The sequence below is a fragment of the Haladaptatus sp. T7 genome (assembly GCF_026008575.1).
In the GTDB taxonomy this organism is placed as follows: domain Archaea; phylum Halobacteriota; class Halobacteria; order Halobacteriales; family Haladaptataceae; genus Haladaptatus; species Haladaptatus paucihalophilus.
Window position 1 is genome coordinate 167,146 of the sequence record NZ_BROP01000002.1, and the last position, 16,732, is coordinate 183,877.

Annotated in this window: 17 protein-coding genes and 2 tRNA genes; 13 read left to right on the forward strand and 6 right to left on the reverse strand. The window is 61.3% G+C overall.

Going from position 1 to position 16,732, the window contains the following annotated elements; all coding sequences use genetic code 11:
- Positions 1-99: 99 nt before the first annotated feature.
- On the forward strand, positions 100-2,079 hold the full coding sequence (locus OPC11_RS06850) for a hypothetical protein (protein ID WP_264781438.1): 1,980 nt from the start codon (positions 100-102) through the stop codon (positions 2,077-2,079).
- A gap of 9 nt (positions 2,080-2,088) precedes the next feature.
- Here the strand turns inward: OPC11_RS06850 and OPC11_RS06855 are convergent, their stop codons facing one another.
- Entirely contained in the window at positions 2,089-2,223 is a 135-nt protein-coding gene (locus OPC11_RS06855) for a hypothetical protein (protein ID WP_264781439.1), read from the reverse strand.
- 426 nt (positions 2,224-2,649) lie between these two features.
- Between OPC11_RS06855 and dps the strand changes: the two genes are divergently transcribed.
- The 5 genes from dps (at position 2,650) to OPC11_RS06880 (ending at position 5,748) form a co-directional block, all read left to right on the forward strand.
- On the forward strand, positions 2,650-3,276 hold the full coding sequence (gene dps, locus OPC11_RS06860) for a DNA protection during starvation protein (RefSeq protein WP_007979084.1): 627 nt from the start codon (positions 2,650-2,652) through the stop codon (positions 3,274-3,276).
- A 50-nt stretch (positions 3,277-3,326) separates the two neighbouring features.
- Positions 3,327-3,689: a 2Fe-2S iron-sulfur cluster binding domain-containing protein gene (locus tag OPC11_RS06865; RefSeq protein WP_007979085.1), complete on the forward strand. Its 363-nt coding sequence runs from the start codon at positions 3,327-3,329 to the stop codon at positions 3,687-3,689.
- A gap of 105 nt (positions 3,690-3,794) precedes the next feature.
- Complete coding sequence (locus OPC11_RS06870) at positions 3,795-4,229, forward strand: DUF393 domain-containing protein (protein WP_264781440.1); 435 nt, start codon at positions 3,795-3,797, stop codon at positions 4,227-4,229.
- Between the two features lie 65 nt (positions 4,230-4,294).
- Positions 4,295-5,428 (forward strand): pyridoxal phosphate-dependent aminotransferase, encoded by a 1,134-nt coding sequence (locus tag OPC11_RS06875; RefSeq protein WP_007979087.1) that lies wholly within the window; start codon positions 4,295-4,297, stop codon positions 5,426-5,428.
- 26 nt (positions 5,429-5,454) lie between these two features.
- On the forward strand, positions 5,455-5,748 hold the full coding sequence (locus OPC11_RS06880; protein ID WP_007979088.1) for a PRC-barrel domain-containing protein: 294 nt from the start codon (positions 5,455-5,457) through the stop codon (positions 5,746-5,748).
- Here the strand turns inward: OPC11_RS06880 and OPC11_RS06885 are convergent.
- Positions 5,745-7,190 carry a DHH family phosphoesterase gene (locus tag OPC11_RS06885; RefSeq protein ID WP_007979089.1) on the reverse strand — a complete coding sequence of 482 codons (1,446 nt, stop codon included), beginning with the start codon at positions 7,188-7,190 and terminating at the stop codon, positions 5,745-5,747. The genes OPC11_RS06880 and OPC11_RS06885 overlap by 4 nt on opposite strands.
- A 148-nt stretch (positions 7,191-7,338) precedes the next feature.
- Here OPC11_RS06885 and OPC11_RS06890 point away from each other — a divergent pair, with 148 nt between their 5' ends.
- From OPC11_RS06890 to OPC11_RS06900, 3 genes are all read left to right on the forward strand, one after another.
- Positions 7,339-8,376, forward strand: a complete 1,038-nt coding sequence (locus OPC11_RS06890; RefSeq protein WP_264781441.1) for an ABC transporter ATP-binding protein — start codon at positions 7,339-7,341, stop codon at positions 8,374-8,376.
- Complete coding sequence (locus OPC11_RS06895; RefSeq protein ID WP_264781442.1) at positions 8,373-9,143, forward strand: ABC transporter permease; 771 nt, start codon at positions 8,373-8,375, stop codon at positions 9,141-9,143. Before OPC11_RS06890 ends, OPC11_RS06895 begins: the two co-directional genes overlap by 4 nt.
- Positions 9,144-9,246: 103 nt before the next feature.
- A tRNA-Lys gene (locus OPC11_RS06900) sits at positions 9,247-9,320 on the forward strand.
- 466 nt (positions 9,321-9,786) lie between these two features.
- On the opposite strand, the gene OPC11_RS06905 is transcribed toward OPC11_RS06900, so the two are convergent.
- A complete protein-coding gene (locus tag OPC11_RS06905; RefSeq protein ID WP_264781443.1) occupies positions 9,787-10,455 on the reverse strand; it encodes a site-specific DNA-methyltransferase in 669 nt (222 codons plus the stop codon).
- A gap of 53 nt (positions 10,456-10,508) precedes the next feature.
- Positions 10,509-12,002 carry an IMP dehydrogenase gene (gene guaB / locus OPC11_RS06910; RefSeq protein ID WP_007979094.1) on the reverse strand — a complete coding sequence of 498 codons (1,494 nt, stop codon included), beginning with the start codon at positions 12,000-12,002 and terminating at the stop codon, positions 10,509-10,511.
- Positions 12,003-12,466: 464 nt separating this feature from the next.
- On the opposite strand from guaB, the gene OPC11_RS06915 reads away from it, so the two are divergent.
- The 4 genes from OPC11_RS06915 (at position 12,467) to OPC11_RS06930 (ending at position 15,400) form a co-directional block, all read left to right on the forward strand.
- Positions 12,467-13,378 (forward strand): DUF5794 domain-containing protein, encoded by a 912-nt coding sequence (locus OPC11_RS06915; protein WP_264781444.1) that lies wholly within the window; start codon positions 12,467-12,469, stop codon positions 13,376-13,378.
- Positions 13,379-13,452: 74 nt separating this feature from the next.
- On the forward strand, positions 13,453-13,677 hold the full coding sequence (locus tag OPC11_RS06920; RefSeq protein ID WP_018128679.1) for a DUF5795 family protein: 225 nt from the start codon (positions 13,453-13,455) through the stop codon (positions 13,675-13,677).
- Positions 13,678-13,720: 43 nt separating this feature from the next.
- Positions 13,721-13,895 (forward strand) — tRNA-Trp (locus tag OPC11_RS06925).
- Positions 13,896-14,065: 170 nt separating this feature from the next.
- Positions 14,066-15,400 (forward strand): hypothetical protein, encoded by a 1,335-nt coding sequence (locus OPC11_RS06930; protein ID WP_264781445.1) that lies wholly within the window; start codon positions 14,066-14,068, stop codon positions 15,398-15,400.
- Between the two features lie 51 nt (positions 15,401-15,451).
- On the opposite strand, the gene OPC11_RS06935 is transcribed toward OPC11_RS06930, so the two are convergent.
- Both OPC11_RS06935 and OPC11_RS06940 read right to left on the reverse strand, forming a co-directional pair.
- Positions 15,452-16,024 carry a metal-dependent hydrolase gene (locus OPC11_RS06935; protein WP_007979104.1) on the reverse strand — a complete coding sequence of 191 codons (573 nt, stop codon included), beginning with the start codon at positions 16,022-16,024 and terminating at the stop codon, positions 15,452-15,454.
- Between the two features lie 270 nt (positions 16,025-16,294).
- Positions 16,295-16,606 carry a HalOD1 output domain-containing protein gene (locus OPC11_RS06940; protein ID WP_007979105.1) on the reverse strand — a complete coding sequence of 104 codons (312 nt, stop codon included), beginning with the start codon at positions 16,604-16,606 and terminating at the stop codon, positions 16,295-16,297.
- Positions 16,607-16,732: the final 126 nt, after the last annotated feature.

Consider the following 16,732-nt stretch of genomic DNA (forward strand, 5'->3'; position numbering starts at 1 on the left):
GTAATGAAGCCGATATTTCGCCGAAGTTCGGACTTCCCGGGAGTAACCGTCGTCGACCCGATTCATCGGAGACAGTTCCCCATTCGAACGTCAGTCCCCGTGGACCCGCGACAGACGGATACCGACCAGTTTCACTTCCCGGTGGACAGTGCCGTCGAAGTCACGACGGACAGCCTCATGCTGCCGTACGTCGTCATCACGCACGTCCGAGGTATCGACGGGGCCTTCCTGCGGGAAGCCGAGGATTTTTCGTACGAACAGTTTCCCGACGGGGAGTACCTCGTCGAACTGAACGCACCCATCCGAATTTACCTGCGCGTCTCCGGCGAGATGACCCTCGCGTCGTCGGCGGAGCACATGGCGTTCGACTTCGGCACGGAGACGCGGGTTCGAATCGGCGCGCGGTCCTATCACGAACAGCCCGAAGCGACGGTGACGACGACGACGGACCCACGGGACGTGATGACCGCTGTTTCGACGTTCGGGTCGGCGTTGAAGACGCTGAGCTGCGAGCGGTCGCTCCCGTCGCTCAGGGGCCATCCCCCTCGAATCGAACTCGGGGACGAACTGCACGTCCCTGACGAACTCTCGCCGCCGGAGACGGGGGTCCGAATCGAGCTTCCTCCCGAACTACCGATGATATATTCGGCGAGCACCCTCGCGTACTATCTCGGTGCGACCGTGGTTCCGGGCGACGAACCGAGGCTCGTGACGGACCGCGGCTTCGTTCACCCCCTCGACCACCACGAACGGGGATACGAGGGAGAAATCGAACGGGTTCTCGCGCAGTCGCTGTTTTTCGACTGTGTGACGCGGACCGAGGGATTGTATCGGATACCGCTTCACGAGCGACGCGTGATAGAACCGCTTCTCGACCTCTCGTTCGACGAGTTGTACGAACTGGACCTCGCCGAGCAACTCGAAACGTATCTCGATATTCCGTTCGACGTCGTTCGGGAGCACGTCCCGACGTGGTTGTTGTCGACGACGGTTACGGACGATATCGCCAACGTCCGGTCGATTCCGTATCTGGTGAACAACCTTTCGTTCATCTCGTCGCCGAGAGAGGACGAGCGCCACGAACCGGCACCGGAGGTTCCCGACCCGATCGACAGTTTTCTGCGCGGCGGAGGATCACGACGGGAGGACCGTCCCGCCGACCCCGGCCGGTACGTCGCGCCGACCTCGACGAATTCGTTGGAACGCGCGTGGCTCGGCGAGGGGATGCCCATCGGCGCAAACAAGCTGATAGAACGCGCGTTCGAGAACAGATTGGAGCGCTCGTCCTCGACCGACGGTATCGACATCACGGTGGTGTGTAACGAACCGGAGATGAGCGCGGAGTACGACGCGGGGGACGCACTCTACGGGAAACGGGACGAACTCGCGTTCGACATCGACGTTCATCGGAACCTCTCGGTGGACGAACTGGCGTCGGTACTCGCCACCCCAACCGACTTCCTCCACTACATCGGTCACGTAGAGGACGGCCATTTCATCTGTCGGGACGGAAAACTCGACGTCGGATCGGTCGACGGCGTTGCGGTCGATACCTTCTTGTTGAACGGGTGTCGGTCGTACGAACAGGGGCTCGAACTCATCGATTCCGGGAGTATCGGCGGCGTCGTCACCTACAGCGAAATCACGAACAAGAGCGCGATAGCGGTCGGTCGAACCATCGCACGACTCCTGAACCGGGGCTTCTCTCTTCGGTCCGCGCTCACCATCGTTCGGGACCAGCGGATGGTCGGTAATCAGTACATCGTCGTCGGTGACGGGAGCATCGAAATCGCCCAGAGCGAAAGCGGGACACCGTTCGTCTGCCATCTGGACGCGGACGGAAACGACGGGCGCTACGAACTGCGGATACTGACGTATCCGACGGTCGAGTCTGGGATGGGTGCCCTCTTCACTCCGTTCATCAACGACATCGACACCTACTTTTTGAGCGGCGGGGAGGTGAGCACGTTCTCGGTTGACAAGGAGACGCTGGTTCAGTTTCTCCGCCTCGAACAGATACCGGTGATCGTCGATGGCGACCTCACGTGGTCGACCGAATTAAATCTGGGACTGCTATAAAAACGGTGATTACCGAATCGTTCCGCCCGCCGCCGCCGCCACGCTACCGGTCTGCGTGAGCAGCAGGCAGATGGCGAACAGCACGCCGATCATTCGTGGGTTCTCCGCGAGGTACGTCGTTAACGTGTCATTACTTTCGGACATCGCATCAGTCCGGAGGAACCGCCCGACGATAGCTTTTTCTAAATGATAATTATAGGAAATAAATTGGAATTTCCCGCATCACCCCAAGAGAAAGCAGACGGTATGGGGGCGTTGCTCCCGGAAGTGGGGGGTTATTCACGTCGGCCAGTCGCCCACCGGGAAGTGTATGGTTCAATGCGAACTACCCTCTTGAGTAATTACCGATTACGGGTGAATTCGTCACCGTCCGTAATCGTGGTGGAGACCGTTCAACGCGTACATTTCTCCGTTCCACCTCCCTCTACCGGTCGGTAACGTTCCGAGGTGGGAAACTCCGCCGAAACGAATAATATGCAAATTGTTTTTGCTCACTTGAAAATTTTGGCCAGTATTCAGAAGAAAATCTTAAGGAAATTGGAATCCTGTGCTATGAGGAGGTCAGAAACTATGTCAGACGACAAGAAACACGGTTCCGGAAGCGTATCGCCGGGCGACACGAGCGACCGAGTCGGTATGCAGGTCATTCGGGAGCGGGGTGGGGACCCGGAAGAAATTCGTGAGACGCTCATCGACGCTATCGGGGCTGAGTTCTCCACGTACTACTACTACACCAATCTCCGCACCCACCTCGCGGGTCACGAGGACTACAAGGAAATAACCGAGGACGCGCGTCTCGAAGACCGCGCTCACTTCGAACTCGTGATGCCGCGGGTGTACGAACTCGGCGGCCACATCCCCGTGAACATCGGCGACTTCATGGACCGCGCGAGCTGTCCGCACGCCGAACTGCCGGACGACCCGACGGCCGAGAACATCCTCGAAGTCCTTCTCGAAGCCGAACGGTGTGCGATTCGAACGTGGTCCGAAGTCTGTGACATGACCCAAGGTTGTGACCCGCGGACGTACGACATGGCCAGCCGAATTCTGCAGGAAGAAATCGACCACGAGGCGTGGTTCATCGAACTGCTCTCGATGGAACGCGACGACGAAGTTAACCCGGCCGGTCACTTCGTCCGGGACCAACCCGGCGACGCGCCGTACTCCAAGAACCACAGTTTCAACGAGTCGGCGTAGGGAACCACGAAGGCCGACACCCACATTTTTCTTCGATCGTAAGTACTCCCGTGAGCTCCTACACCGTCGAAATCGAGGTCCCCGAGGAGTGCGACGTGGAGCAGGCGGGCGAAACGGTGGAAATAGACGTGCCCGAGGACGAATACCTCCTCGCCGCCGCGCGGGAGAGCGGCGTGTGGCTCCCCGCCGACTGTCAACAGGGTTGGTGTACGACCTGTGCCGCCGAACTGCTCTCCGGCGACGTGGACCAGTCGGACGCCCGGCGCTACTACGAGGAGGACCGTGAGGAAGACATGATTCTGCCGTGCACCGCGAAACCGCGTTCGGACCTCGCGTTCGAAGCCTGCCAGTACGAGGAGATGCTCGACGTTCGGGCCGAACACGACCAACCGCCCGGACGCTCGAAGCGGTGAGGGACGAACGCGCTCGCGGCTCTCCTCGTTCGCTCGGCTTCCCTTCGACTCTCCTGTTCCCGGTGCGAGAACGCTTTTCCGCGAAAATCACGTACGCCGAATCGCATGACCGACTATCGCGCTGTGCTCGTCTTCGACGGCGACTGTCCGTTCTGCTCGGCCGCCGCGTCCGCGCTCCGACGGGTTCGCGGCGTGGGCGCGGTTCCGTGGGACGACGACGCCGCCCAGTCGTTTCTCGAAGCTCAGTTCGACGAGACGCCGTTCGCGCTGGTGTTCGCGGAACGCGAGGAGAAACGGGTGTACGTGGGGCGCGACGCGGCCCGCCAACTCTGTGAGCGGGCGGGCGTGCCGACGCTGGTCGGCGATATCGTCGGCGACAACTACGAGTCCATCGCGGACGCCATCCGAACGGTTTCCGGGGTGGACGACGACCCCGACCCTTACCACGGGGTCTATCCGATGGCCGAAGACGCCCGCGACCGGTTCGACTCGCTCGCGGCGGACGCGAGGTCGATGCCACACGCGATACGAACCGACTGATTCCTTCGACGACGCGCTTTGCACCCTTCCCGAACGTTAAGACCCTCGTACTCGTAGCCCCCGCCATGTTCCCGCATATCGACTATCTCGAGTGGATTACCGGTCGTCCCGAGGCCGCGACCCACGACCTCGGGTCGAGCGACCTTCGGCGGGCGGTCCCGGAACCGGACGGCATCGTCCCGCCCGAACTCGAAGCCCTCCCGTCTCCGCCGGACGACCTCGACCTCGAAACCATCATCGCCGACGCCTACGACGTGGGGACGGAGAACGTCCTCGTCACGGCCGGGGCGACCCACGCCAACTTCGTCGCCATGGCGGCGGCAATCGACGACGCGAACGCGGACGAGGAGACAGACGAGGCGGACGACGAGCATCGGGACCCCCGAGTGATGGTGGAAAAACCGGGCTACGAACCGCTGGTGGCGACGCCCGACGGCCTCGGTGCCACGGTGGACCGGTTCCGACGGCCGGAAGAGGACGGATACGAACTCGACCCCGGACGAATCGAAGCGGCGATGGATGAGGAGACGTGCTGTGTCGTCGTCACGAACCGCCACAACCCGAGCGGACGCGGGGCGAGTCGGGAGACGCTCGCCGAGGCGAGCCGCATTACCGCCGACAACGACGCGACCCTCCTCGTCGACGAGGTGTACGCACCCTTCTGTGCGAACGGCGAGGCCAGCGTGTTCGGCGGCCCGACCGCCGCCGACCTCCCGAACACGGTCGTCACGAACTCGATGACCAAGTTCCTCGGGTTCGGGCCGGTTCGAGTCGGGTGGCTCGTCGCCGACGCCGAGTTCGTCTCGCGTGCGCGGTCGGTCATGTTCCACGTTCCGGCGATTTCGGCACCCGGGATGGCCCTCACCCGCCGTGCGCTGTACGCCGAGTCCGACCTCGCGGACGGTTCGCGCGAGCGAATCGAGGCTAACCGGGAACTCCTCGCGTCGTTCGTCGCCGAGCGCGACGACCTCTCCGGGGACGTTCCATCGGGCTGTACCTACGGTTTCTTCGCCCACGAGTCGGCCGACGGCGACGAGGTTTCGGCGGCCGCGTGGGAGGAGGACATCCTCGTCGTTCCGGGCCGCTTTTTCGACGATAGCGACCGTTTCCGCTTGAGTCTCGGCCTCGATACGGCGACGGTGAAGGAGGGATTGGACGCGTTCGAAGATGTCCTCGATACGGTATCTGCCAAGAGTTAAGGCCCGCGCATACCATCCACGTTCATATGGACGGAACCCCAGAGGAAATCACCACGCTCGTCGGCCGCGAGGTGTACTCCAACAACGGCGTCTTCGTTGGAGAGGTCGACGACGTTCGACTCGACCTGAACGAAATCGCCGTGACCGGCCTCGCGCTCGGCGGCATCAACGACGAACTGTTCGGCAAGCGGATTCAGGGCGGACGCGGCGTCATCATCCCGTATCGGTGGGTACGCGCGGTCGGCGACGTCATCCTCGTCAACGACGTCGTGGAACGACTGAAGCAATCCGAAGACGGCGAAGAAGAAGCGGTCGTCTAATTTCCGTTCGTTTCTCCATCCACGCCCATCGCGTCGAACAGTTTCTTTTTGACGGCTTCCTCGGTGAGCGAGAGGAGCGTATCGCGGTTGTCCTCGTTCGTCTCGATGCCGGTGAAGATGCCGAGCGGAATCTCCGCGCTGGCCTGCGTGGAGTGACCGGCGGCTTCGCCGATGTTGTCGAAGGCGTCCTGCAGGACGTTGCCGATGTTCATCCGAATGTCCTTCGACCGCGCGGCGAGGTAGATGGTGTCGTCGGCGATACCGAAGACGGCGGACGTCGTGATGCCTTCGAGGTTGAGGAGGTGCTGTGCGGCCTGCGTCAGCGCGTCGCGGTCGCGGATGAAGCCCGCGTTGCTGACGAGATGACTGCCCTGTACTTCGCGGTTCGTGATGGCCTCCGCGAGTACGTCGAGCGTCTCGGGCGACATCGACGGCGACTCGACCTGTTCGAGCGTGTCGTGGTTGGCGAAGGGATACAGGTAGGCCGCCGCGGTGAGGTCGGCGGGCGTGGTGTCGCGCTTGAAGTCGAGCGTTTCCGCCCGGATGCCGTACAGGAGCGCCGTGGCGACTTCCTCGCTCAGGTTGATGTCGAACTCCTGCACGTACTTCGTCATGATGGTCGAGGTGGAACTGACGTTCGGGCGAACGTCGGAGAACTCCGCCTCGTACTCCGAATCGGGTTCGTAGTGGTCGATGAGGATATCAACCGGGTGGTCGAGTTCGGGTTGCGTCGCCCGCATGTGGTCCACGAGGGCGAACGTGTCGTAGCTCTCGACGTCAACCTCGTCCCGTTGAAGGAGTTCGATGCCGAGTAGGTTGACGAACGCACGGTTCTCCTGATGCCCGATTTCGCCGTGATAGAGGATGTCCGCCTCGACGCCGAGGCTTTCGGCGATGGTCTGGAGCGCGGCGGCGCTGGCGATGGAGTCGGGGTCCGGGTTGTCGTGCGTGAGCACCGCGAGTTTTTTCGACGTGTCCTCGATGACGCCGGACAGCTGTCGCGCCTTGTACTCCAACTCGCCCGCTTCGAGCGACCGAAGCGCGGAGTTGGCGATGACCGACGAGGGGTTGATAACCACGTCGGCACCCATCTCGGTGAGTTCGTCGGCCGACACCGGGTCGCTCGCTCGGACGACGGTGAACCGCTCGCCGCCACGTGCCTGCAGGTTCGAGACGGCTTCCTTGTTCGCGGCGACGTCCGAGGAGAGAATGAGCACGACGTCGCGGTCACCGACCTCTTCGGCGACCGATTCCTCGCGGATGTCTCCCCCCTGTGCGTTCAAATCCTGGTCACGGAGCGCCTCAACGCGGTCGGTGTCCCTGTCGACGATGAGAACCTCCTTCCCCTGTGCAACGAGTTCCTCGGCGACGGCGTAGCCGACGCTCCCACAACCGAGAATGGCGTACGTAGACATCGAGGAGATAGTTATCCCGGCGCTCATTACTATTGGGCCGTAGCCCCGGCCGGTACTTAATCCTCCCGGAGCGCCGCTGAAACCAGCCCGATGCACTGTTTTAATCACTCGGTGGGAGAATCGTATTCACCATCGAAACTTTCAAAAGTAACGTCACTAAACCTCTTTGGTACTAATGGGCACGCTCGAAATGGACACGGACCACACTCCTTCGCCGTCCGATTCGGCCACGGGCGAAATCGCCGTGAGTGTGGAACATCTGACAAAGGAGTATTCGACGCGGGATGGAGACGCCATCACCGCCGTCGATGACGTCTCGTTCGACATCGAGTCCGGCACCATCGTGGGGCTTCTCGGACCGAACGGGGCGGGGAAGACGACGACCATCAAGTCCACGCTCGGACTGCTGATTCCGACGGACGGGTCGGTTCACATCAACGGCGTCGACGTTCACGACGATTACCGAGGCGCGTACGAGAACGTCAGCGCGGTCCTCGAAGGCAATCGAAACGCGTACTGGCGGTTGACGGTGCGGGAAAACCTCGACTACTTCGCCAGTTTGCAGGGAATCCACCCGAAGACGGTTCGAGACCAACACGACGAGTTGTTGGAGCAGTTGCGGCTCACCGACAAGGCGAACGAGGTCGTCAAGGACCTCTCGCGGGGGATGAAACAGAAGGTTTCGCTCGCCATCTCCTTGGCGCGCGATACGCCGGTCGTCTTCATGGACGAACCGACGCTCGGACTCGACGTGGAGGCGGCCCGCGACCTCCAACGCGACTTGCGGACGCTCGTCGACGAACACGACCGAACCATCGTCGTCAGCAGTCACAACATGGACGTCGTACAGAGCTTGTGCGACCGCGTTATCATCATGAACGAGGGGTCAATCGTCGTCGATCGCCCCGTGGACGCGCTCTCGGACCTGTTCGATACGCGGACCTATCGGGTCGTGCTCGAAGGTCGTCTGCCGGATTCCCACCGGGAAACCGTCGAGGGGACCTACGAAACCAGCCGGTGGAAGACGTCCGACAACCGCACCGAGTTCACCGTCGCCGTCGAAACGCCACGACGACTGTACGACGTCGTGGATATCCTCCGCGACGGCGGCGTCGCCATCGAATCCGTCTCGTCGAACGAATCCGACCTCGAAGAGGTGTTCCTCACGATAACCGGGGATGACGGAGACAACATGCTGGAGGGAAGCGGATGAGCAACTACGTCCTCTTTCGCGGCAACTTCATCAAGTCGTACATCCTGCTCAAACGCTACATCGTCAACACGGTCGCACAAATCGGCACCATCTACATCCTCTTCTTGCTCATCTTCTTCGGCGGGCAGGCGGTCGCCGGTCGGTCCCTGAACGACTCGCTCGGCGGCATCATCGTCGGCTTTTTCCTGTTCACCATGACGCAGATAGCGTTCTCCAGTCTGGCACAGACGATGACGCAGGAAGCGCAGTGGGGGACGCTCGAACAGCTGTACATGACGCCGTTCGGCATCGGGCGCGTCATCACGATTCAGACCGTGGTCAACCTGCTGTGGAGTTTCGTGTGGGGTAGTCTCATCCTCGTGTTGATGTTGGTGACGACGGGCGAGACGCTCATCATCGACTTCGTGACCGTCATCCCGCTCGGGATTCTGACCATCGCGTCGGCCATCGGACTCGGGTTCGCGTTAGGCGGCCTCGCGTTGCTCTACAAACGAATCAGCGCGGCCTTCCAGTTGATGCAGTTCGTCTTCATCGGCCTGCTCTCGGCACCCGTGACGGACGTGCCGCTGGCGAAGTTCCTCCCCCTCTCGCTCGGGAGCTATCTGCTCCGCCAGTCGATGCAGAACGGAACGTCCCTCTGGAACATCGACCCGACCGACCTCGGTATTCTGGTCGGCGTCGCCGTGGTGTACACCGTCGTCGGTTACGTAGCGTTCACCCTCTGTCAGCGCCGCGCGCGGAAACTCGGCGTTCTCGGTGATTACTGACCCCTGCGGGTCACTCGGGGTCGTTCGTTTCTCGGCCAAACCCGAAGACCGCAGTCCGAAAGGAAACGTATTTACGTCCCACCCGACTTTTTCCGAATGCGTTGGGCCGGTAGCTCAGTTAGGCAGAGCGTCTGACTCTTAATCAGACGGTCGCGTGTTCAAATCGCGCCCGGCCCGTTTTTGCCACGAACTACTTCGTGAGTTGTGGCTGTCGCGGTGATTTGAGGACGACGGGATGGAACCGCGGTAGACCGCGTTGATTTTGATTCGAATTCTGATTTTGTTGCGATTGCAGCCACCGAGACGACTACTTCGAAAGCCCCCGCCCGGCCAATAATAGTGGCCCGCGCAAGCGACCACGTAAGCGCGAACGGACGGCCCCTTTCATCCCCGCAAGGCATGAGCGGGGAGTTGAAAGGCGAAGCCTTTCAGAAGTCCCGTCCGCGACCACACCGCTACCGCACCACACCCTCCCCAACCGACTCCCTCACTCCGTTCAGTCGTCTCTCGCGCGGGCGCACTGGCGTACGCCATCGCGCGCCGTCCGATTGGATCGTATTGCACAACCCGTCCTTCCTCCTGTCGCGCGCTGACGAGGTGGTTCGGCTGGCGCTGCCCGAGTACACAGTACGGGCGCTATCCGTTATTTCTCGTTTCGAAACACGAGACAGTAGTTGTGGTCGTAGCCGTAATCGTAGTTCCCGTCTCTTTCACCCGTATCGGACGCGTCCCACCCGACCACGATTTCTCCCTCAAAGTGGTATTGGTCCGAGAGAATTCTCCCAGCGTCCCACACCAACGTCGTTACGTTCCCGTCGTTTTTCAAGTTAGAAATATCGACGAGGAGGTGAGCGTCGCTTGCCAGACACTCTTTGACGGTAGCGAAAGCGCGGCGGAAATCTGCCAGATACTCCTCGTAACTGCCCTCTCCAGTGTAGTTCTGAAACGGGTTGGTCTCCCCTTCTTCGGCCATGTACGGCGGTGAGGTGAGACAGAGATCGGCGGTCGGTAAGTCGTAAGCAGGAAGGTCGAAGACGGTGCCGTGGACGACGTTCTCCCCGTGTTCGATCCGGTCACGGATGAATGAAACCCTGTCTTCCTCGTATTCGACGCCGTAGGGAACTCGGTTCAACTCTTCAGTGACCTTCATCGTCGTTCCGAACCCAGCAAAGGGGTCGAGAACGGTGTCACCGTCTTTCGAAAACTCCGTGACGAACTCCTCCACGAACGATTCGGGTGTTCGAATGTCGTGCCCGAATTCGGACGGGAGTTCGTCGGGTTTCTCGTACTGTAATCGGAGAAACGTCTGCATAGCTGCTATTTTCGAACAGATGCGACAAAAATTGACGTGTGTGAACGACTCTCTTATTCGCCGGGGCTGTAGTTCGGCGCTTCGTCGGTAATCATCACGTCGTGGGCGTGGCTCTCCTGCTGACCGGCGGGCGAGATGCGGACGAACTCGGAGCGTTCCTTGAACGCCGGAATCGTCTCCGCGCCGACGTAGCCCATGCCGGACTGCATGCCACCGACGAGCTGGTGGAGTTCGCTTTCGAGGGTTCCCTTGTACGGTTTGGCCGCCTCGACGCCTTCGGGGACGTACTCGTCTTCGTCCTGCGGGTCGTCTTTCAGGTAGCGGCTGCCGTCGCCGCTCTTCATCGCGCCGACGCTTCCCATGCCGCGGTACTGTTTGTACTTCTTGCCTTCGATGGTGATGACGCGGCCGGGGGCCTCGTCGGTTCCCGCGAAGTACGACCCGAGCATCACCGCGTCCGCGCCCGCCGCGATGGACTTGATGGCGTCGCCGGAGTATCGGATGCCGCCGTCGGCGATGACGGGAACGTCGTGTTGGGTCGCCACGTCGGCCACTTGCGAGATGGCGGTGATTTGGGGCATGCCGGACCCGCTCACGACGCGGGTCGTGCAGATGCTTCCGGGGCCGATACCGACCTTGAGGCCGTCGGCGAAGTCAACGATGTCCTCCGCCGCTTCGCGCGTGCCGATGTTGCCGACGACGACGTCGGCGTCCACGGATTCCTTGATTTCTCGCGCGCCGTCGATGACGTTCAGGTTGTGCGCGTGGGCGCAGTCGATGAAGAGCACGTCGGCCCCCGCTTCGTCGGCGGCGACCGCACGGTCGGTTTCGAACGGGCCGACGGCGACGCCCACGCGGAGGTGACCGTCTTCGTCGCGGACCGCCTCGCCGTACTCGCGGCGCTGGAGGACGCCCTGCATCGTGACGAGGCCGGTGAGGTGGTTTTCCTCGTCCACGATTGGGACGCGCTCGATTTTGTGCTCGTACATCAGTTCGAGGGCTTCCCGGGCGGTCACGGTTTCCGTCGCGGTGATGACTTCATCGGTCATCGCTTCGCGTACTTCGTCCTTGTCACCGACTTCGAGGTAGGGTCGAATGTCGGTGCCCGAAATGATGCCGAGCACTTCGTCGTCGTCGTCGACGACGGGTGCGCCGCTGACTCCTTGCCGCGCCATCATGCCGTCCACTTCTCGGACGGTCTGTTCGGGATTCGCGGTCACGACGTCGCGGATGATGAGTTCGTCCGCGCGTTTGACCCGTTCGATTTCGTCGACCATCGTATCGACCTCCATGTTTCGATGGAGGACGCCGAGACCACCCTGTCGGGCCATCTCGATGGCCATCTCGCTTTCCGTAACGGTGTCCATCGCGGCGGAGAGGACCGGCACGTTGAGTTCGACGTTCTTCGAAACGCGCGATTTCACGTCGGCGTCGTCCGGTTCGACGCGGCTCTCCTTCGGGCGCAAAAGTACGTCGTCGAAGGTGAGCGCCTCCGGTACGCGGAGTTTCTCGGAAAACGGCCCGTCGTGGTGAGAATCTTTCGCCATGTAATCCGAACGAAGCGGTTACTGAAAAACGTTGCGAGATTGTGCTTGACTGACGTGGTAAGCGTTGGATTTTATACACACATGTGTCTATTTGCGCGCCATCGGCCGAAAGTGGCATATATTGCCACTTAGGAACAGTTGGCGAATGAGTGTATTTGACAAAAAAGGAAAGGCGTGTCGGCAGTTTTCGTGTCCATTTCGCGTTGCATGGGGGCATCTGTCACACAACACTTAAGCAACAAACGACAATATTCGTAAATATGGACTCTACCAGTCTCATGGCACAGCGTATTGCAGGTCGGACGAGCAGCGACTCTTTCGCTCCGATTGCAATCTTTGCAAAACTGTGCACAACACTGGTAGGAAAACCGCTTGCGGGGAATCTTCGACCGAATTCGCATCACCGGTCGCACCGCAGGTACCATCACCCTTCGCCCACGGGTCAGGGTTATAGTCACTAGTCGATGAGCAGCTCCCAACACCCAGTCGCCTATCGCCTCGAGCGGCAAGTAGGCGGCGCGACGAAGCTGCTGGCGACCGTCATGGGGCTTCCCCTCGTGGACGGCATCTTCCCCGCGATGGTTCTCGCCGGAGCGCTGAGTTCGCCGGTCGGCATCATCCAGGTCGGCCTGCTCGTCTTCGGCGGTAGCGCGACCGTCGCGGTCATCCTCGCCGAGATGGACGGCACCCCGCGTGAGCAGGCCACGTCCGTTCTCGCGGTCGGCGTCGTCCTCATCGCCATCGCTGGCATCGAGGCCGCGTTCGCGCCGACCATCGCGAGCGCGTTGAAGATGGAGACCTTCGAGCGCTTCGCCGCGCTGGTCATCGCCGCAATCGCGGCGAAGACCGCGAGTGCGCGCATCGGCGAGGTTCTGCCGAGCCCCGGAATCATCATCGGTTTCGGCCTGCTCGCCAGCCTGCAACCCTCGGGCTTCGAGGTGAAGGCCATCGAAGCGACCCAAATCCTCCCCGCCGTCGCGGCGGCCGGTACGGGCGTCGCGTTCGCGCTCGCCATCGCGCTCACCTCGCCGTGGCTCCGCGGCATCGTGGACATCGACCGCTTCCGCTTCGGCAGCGCGGTCGCGCTGGGCGTCCTGCCCCTGTCGATACTCGGCTTCGCGCCGGGTCGCGCCCCACTGGCCGTCCTCGCGGTCACCAGCATGCTGGCGCTCGACCCCGGCGAACACGTCCCGGACGACCTCGACGACGCGCACGCGGACGCATCGGCGGACGCCCCGGCAGAACCGGCACCCGCCGACGGCACCGCGGTGACGGACGGCGGCGAGAACGCCGAACTCACCGAGGGCGAGGACTCCTCGGCGGCCTACGGCTACCCCGGCGAAGAGGACGGCGACGAACGCCGTCCGTGGCTGTAAGCCGAGCTTCGATTTTCTCTGTTTCTCGGTTCGCGGCTGTAACGTTTTTCCCGCTCCGTCGCCGTGGTTCTGACATGCCGGACAATCGCGTCGTGCAAGGGCGGATGGTCACGCCGAAGCGGCTGGCCGAACTGATAGAAGACGACACCGTGATGGAAGCCGACAGCATTCGGGATGCAGAGCGCGAGTGCCCCGAGTGCGGCGGCGACGTGCTCTCGGTCGGGTACATGCCGAGCGTGACGGCGTTCGTTACGGGGTATAAATGCCAGGACTGCGATTGGGGGACGCGAGAGGAGTAGAAATCGAAACCCCTTTAGGTCGTTTCGACCAATCACCGTTCGCGGGGTCGTGGCCAAGCCAGGGATGGCGACTGACTCCAGAGGCTACGCGCCCGGGACGAAACTCCAGCTGATATACCGAGCGGGTGACTGATCATCGCCCGCGTTGACGACCCTCTGGAGTTCCGAGGCGCACCGGAGATATCAGTCGATCGGGGGTTCAAATCCCTCCGACCCCATTTTACCGCGAACCACACGACGAGCGCAGCGAAGGTTCCAATCATAATAAATAATCGATAGCGGATAGCGAATTCGTTCAAACGCGAACTGGGATTCTAGCATCGCTTTCAGACGGCGCATAACAAATAGCGAGTCGGTCGTTTGTTCATCCATACGTGAGTCACTCACGATGAAACCCCTACGCGATACACGAACTCGCCGTCGGGTACTTCGCCGTTCTGGCGCTGTCCTCGTGGGGTCGGCCCTCGCCGGGTGTTCGACGATAAAAGATGTAATCCAAAAACGACAACGGGGGAAGAACACGTCGGATGGCGGTGACGAAGCGACCGACGTCAGTCGGCTCTCGTTGCGGAAACGAGGACAGGCACACCTTTCGGCGGGGTCCTCCCCGAGCGGTGGCTATTCTGAAGTGTCGGTTCGGAAGGACGGAAAATACGCCGTCGTCGGAACCAAATGGGGGACAACCGGGACAGTTCTGGTCGATGTCAGCGATTCGTCATCGCTGAAACAAGTTCACTATCTCGGCAACTCGAACGATGCACCGAATATAGACGTCAAGTTCGACTCCCGAAACGGGCTGTATCATCGAGCGATAGAGAAAACGTGGTCCGGGAACTTCGAAATCGTCGACTACGGTTTCTCCGCCGGAACACCGACAAATCCCACCGTCGTCGGGTCCGTTTCGGACGGCAAGTCGCACAACGTCCGACCGCACCCGACGAAGCCGGTGCTCTATACGATGAACTACGGATTGGAAAGCAACGGGTTCGACGTGTATGACGTTTCGAACCCGACATCCCCGCGAAAGCTCGGAGAGTACGGTCCACAGGGGGCGGGTCACGACATCAACGTGGACCCGGAGCGGGACCTACTCTGCTGTGCGTACCAGTCGGGACAGTTCATCGGTTTCATCATCTACGATGTGAGCGACCCGAGAAATCCGACCGAGATCGGACGGTTCGACTATACGAAGCGGAAATCGTACGACGAAGCCAACGTCGGCGAGGAAGCGTTTGGAGCGGCACATCACGGTCACTTCGACCCGCGACGCGATCTGCTCGTTTTGGGAGACGAGCGCCCGCAGGGAGTCCCGGGCGGAAAACACGTCTTCGATATCGGGTGGAAAAACGGGTCGCTGAAGAATCCGGTCCCGGTCGGATTTACCGTCTCACCGAACGCTCGACGGATGGAAGACGAGTACGCCGAACGCTTCGATTGGACGGGCCACCACTTCGATATCGTCCCGAAGGGTGAGGCCACGCTCGTTGCCAGCGCCGACTGGCACGAGGGAGTGGTGGTGTACGATATCACCGACCCGACGACTCCGACTCCCGTCGATCGATATCGGACCGACGACGGTGTGAGCGATATCAGGGTGAACGACGAAGTCTCGCAACTCGGCAAGGCACCCATGGCGTGGAAAACGGAATACAACGAAGAGCGGGACTTCATCGTCGCCAGCGACACGTTTACTGGGCTATACACGTTCGAACTAACATCTTGAACGCGTCGTCCACCGTCGAAAAGCGAGAAGGAGGAACCGTTCCGACTGCCTTCACCGCCCGACGACGGCGCGTTTGAGTTCCGCAACGACCGGCGCGCCGTCCACTACCCAGAGGAGGAATACGAGGAAGTACGGCGCGAGGTAGATGCCGAGTATCAGCAGCTGTTTTTCGGTGGAGAGCGAGTGGAAAAACGTGCCGATGATGTGGAAGGCGCGGTCCAACAGGGACACTTCGTGGCCGTACGGCGGGAGGGTCACGACGGGCCACAGCACGCGGTCGAACGGCGACCGCTGGTGTTCCATCATGGCCATGAGGATGTCGCCGACGAGGTGCGACCAGTAGCCGACCACGAAGGCGGCACCGAGGGTGGCGCGGTTTTTGTACACTCCGAGGGCGAGCACCAGCAGGCCGACCGGAATCGCCACGAAGACCGAGTGGGCGACGGAGTAGCCTTGCGGGAACAGGTGGAGTCCCCACGAGAGGGGTTTGTCCACGAGGTCGGGCAACTGGGTCCCGAAGAGGAGGGCGAGCACTGCCTGTGCGGACGGCGGCGCACGGGTCCACACGCGGTGGCCGAGCGAGTACAGGGTGTACCCGAAGGCGGCGTGACCCCACGGCATCATGGGATTTTCACCGCCGGAAGAGCACGGACGCGACGGAACGGCCGAAACGGTTCGGTCGTTCGTATCGTGCCCCTGTCTGAATATCTCATCACCCCGTGGATAGTAAGTCGAGGGTTAAAAAGTTCGGAGAACTACCCGCACGTTCATCGAATCCCCGATATATCACGAAGAAAGCAGTCGCTCCGTGAACGGCTCGGGGTCGGTCGGTACGAATCGGTATGGGGAGATGAGGATGGTCTCGGCGGCGGACGTCCGCCGCGGGAACTCGGTCTACTCCTTGACGACGACTTTTCCGTTCGCGTTGACGGTCACTTCGTAGACGTCGTAGTGGAACGTGATGGAAACGTTGTCCCGTGCGTCGCCGTAGCGGCGGGTTCGGAACAGCGCGTCGATGGCGTCGCAGTTGACGGCGGCATGGAGCGGTTGCATTCGGTTCGGCTCCGTGTCCATGACGCTCGCGAGGGAGCGGACGAGCCCGGCGCAGGTGTGTCCGTTTGCCATCTCGCGCTCGATATCGAAGACGTACGTCGAAGACGTTTCCGCTGGATTGTCGTCACTAAGGTTCTCTATCTCAATTTCCATACTATCATCACTGGGTGAATCGACCACTGGTATACTACTACTCTCTCAGAGGCGAGGCAGTAATATAGCTATCGGCGATTTCGGGAACCGAGAGAGGCGGCGGGGGTCGTCCGGTGTCAGAAGCGA